This window comes from Azospirillum sp. B506, from assembly GCF_000333595.1.
GTDB lineage: Bacteria > Pseudomonadota > Alphaproteobacteria > Azospirillales > Azospirillaceae > Azospirillum.
Map to the genome: position 1 here is coordinate 1 of NZ_BADK01000361.1, position 2,519 is coordinate 2,519.

At 67.2% G+C, this 2,519-nt stretch carries 3 protein-coding genes; all 3 read right to left on the reverse strand.

Annotation, left to right across the window (positions count from 1 at the left end):
• Window positions 1-1,123: 1-deoxy-D-xylulose-5-phosphate reductoisomerase (locus tag I71_RS11110; protein WP_042694917.1), on the reverse strand; the 1,123-nt coding region annotated here is incomplete at its 3' end.
• Window positions 1,114-1,920 carry a phosphatidate cytidylyltransferase gene (locus tag I71_RS11115; RefSeq protein ID WP_307188981.1) on the reverse strand — a complete coding sequence of 269 codons (807 nt, stop codon included), beginning with the start codon at window positions 1,918-1,920 and terminating at the stop codon, window positions 1,114-1,116. The genes I71_RS11110 and I71_RS11115, both read right to left, overlap by 10 nt.
• 25 nt (window positions 1,921-1,945) lie before the next feature.
• Window positions 1,946-2,519, reverse strand: a 574-nt coding sequence (uppS, locus tag I71_RS11120) for a polyprenyl diphosphate synthase (RefSeq protein WP_042694919.1), incomplete at its 5' end; no start/stop codon positions are given.

Consider the following 2,519-nt stretch of genomic DNA (forward strand, 5'->3'; position numbering starts at 1 on the left):
GCGGCGAGACGCGCAGCGGGCGGTGGGGCAACGCCGTCAACGTCTCCTCGACGATCCGTTCGATGTCGAGGAAGCCGATCCGGCGGTCGAGAAACGCCTGAACGGCCACCTCGTTGGCGGCACTGAGTATAGTAGGAGCGCCCCCACCGCTTTGCAAGGCGGCCCGGGCCAGTCGAAGTGCCGGGAATCGTACGGGATCCGGCGCCTCGAAGGTCAGCGTCGCCGCCTTGACCAGATCCAGCCGCTCCGCCGGGGTGGCGATGCGGGCGGGCCAGCCGAGCGCATAGGCGATAGGGGTGCGCATGTCCGGCGTACCGAGCTGCGCCAGGACCGAGCCGTCGACATATTCGACCAGCGAATGGATGACGGACTGAGGGTGGACCAGAACGTCGATGCGCTCTTCCGGGATGCCGAACAGGAAATGGGCCTCGATCAGCTCCAGCCCCTTGTTCATCATGGTGGCGCTGTCGACCGAGATCTTCGCGCCCATGTCCCAGGTTGGGTGGGCCACCGCCTGCTCCCGCGTGGCCGCTGCCATGAAGGCGCGGTCCCTGGTGCGGAACGGGCCACCCGATGCCGTCAAAATTAGGCGGGCGACGCTTTCGATGCGCGCGAAATCGAAGACCTGATAGATGGCCGAATGTTCGCTGTCGACCGGCAGCAGCGTCGCACCATGCGCCTTGACCTCCTCCATCATGAGAGCGCCGGCACAGACCAGCACCTCCTTGTTGGCGAAGGCGACGATGGCGCCGCGGCGGATGGCGGCAAGCGTCGGTTCCAGACCGGCGGCGCCGACGATGGCGGCCATCACCCAGTCGGCCGGACGTTCGGCGGCTGCCGCCACCGCCTCGGAACCGGCGGCAACCTCGATCCCGCTGCCGGACAGAAGCTCCTTCAACTCGGCATAGGCGCCGGGATCGGCGACCACGGCCATGCGCGCCTTCAACTGGCGGGCCTGCCGGGCCAGCAAAGGCACGTTGCGGTTGGCGGTCAGCGCCTCGACCGGGAAACGCTCTGGATTGCGGGAGACGAGGTCCACGGTCTGCGTGCCGACGGACCCCGTGGAGCCGAGGATCGTCACGCTGCGCGGCGCATCCGCCGTCGCTCCCGCTTTCACCACCATGACAGAACCGATCCAGCGGCCGCGTGGAACAGGGCCAGCACCGGGGCAGCGGCCAGAAGCCCGTCGATGCGGTCGAGGATGCCGCCGTGCCCGGGAATGAGCTGGCCGCTGTCCTTCACATTATAGCGTCGCTTGATCGCCGACTCGAACAGGTCTCCCGCCTGCCCGACCACGGCAACGGCCACCCCGACCGCCAGCGCGACGCCCGGGCGGGCAGCCCCGAAGCAGACAGCCACCAGCCAGCCGAACAATGCGGACGATGCCATGCCACCGATCAGGCCGGCCCAGGTCTTCTTGGGGCTGATGCGTGGAGCCAGCTTCGGTCCGCCGATGCTGCGCCCGGCGGCGTAGGCGCCGATGTCGGTCGCCCAGACCGCGAACAGGACGAACAGAAAGAGGGAAAGCCCGGCATCGGGCAGGTCGCGCAGCCACAACAGGCCGGTCATGCCAACCGCCACATAGAGCACGCCGAAACCAAGCAGGCCGCGATCCGCACCGCCGCCTACCACGGCTGTCAGAACGGCGAAGGCAGTAGCTGCACCGAAGGCCGCAGCAGGTCCGGCAGCGATCTGCACCATGACAGCCACGACAATGCCAATGGCCGCCATCAGACGCGCCGGCAAACGGCGGGTGCTGGGTACGATGCTGGTCCATTCGGAAACCGCGATCACTGACCCGAAGGCGATCAGGGCATGGAAGATCCAACCGCCGGCCCACACGGCGCCCAGTACGACCGGCGCCATGACCAAGGCTGACAGGACGCGGACCTTGAGATCGCCCGCTTTGGATGGCTTCACAGACGCGGAAACCGAACCCGGCGTGTCAGCGGGAGCCGGCGGTGGTGGCGCCGAAGCGGCGTTCCCGTCGGTGGAACTCTTCAATCGCCGCCTCCAGATCGCGCTTGGTGAAATCGGGCCAGAGCGTATCGACGAAGACCAGCTCGGCATAGGCCGCCTGCCACAGCAGGAAGTTGCTGATCCGCTTCTCGCCGCTGGTGCGGATGATCATGTCAGGGTCCGGAATGTCAGCGGTGTAGAGCCGGGCCGACAGCGCGTTTTCGTCGATGGCGTCATGCGACAGGCGACCGGCGGCCACCTCCTCCGCCAGTCGGCGCGCGGCGTGGACGATCTCCAGACGTGACCCATAGCTGAGCGCGACGACCAAGGTCATCACCTGGTTGCCGCGGGTCAAGTCCTCGGCATTGTCGATCAGCCGGTTGATGTCTTCCGACAGTCGTGCGCGGTCGCCGATCACCCGCAGGCGGACACCGGCCCGGTGCAGTTCGGCGACTTCGCTGCGCAGGTAGAAGCGCAGCAGCCCCATCAGGTCGCTGACTTCCTCTTCCGGCCGGCGCCAGTTCTCCGAAGAGAAGCTGAAGATCGTCAGAGTGCCGATG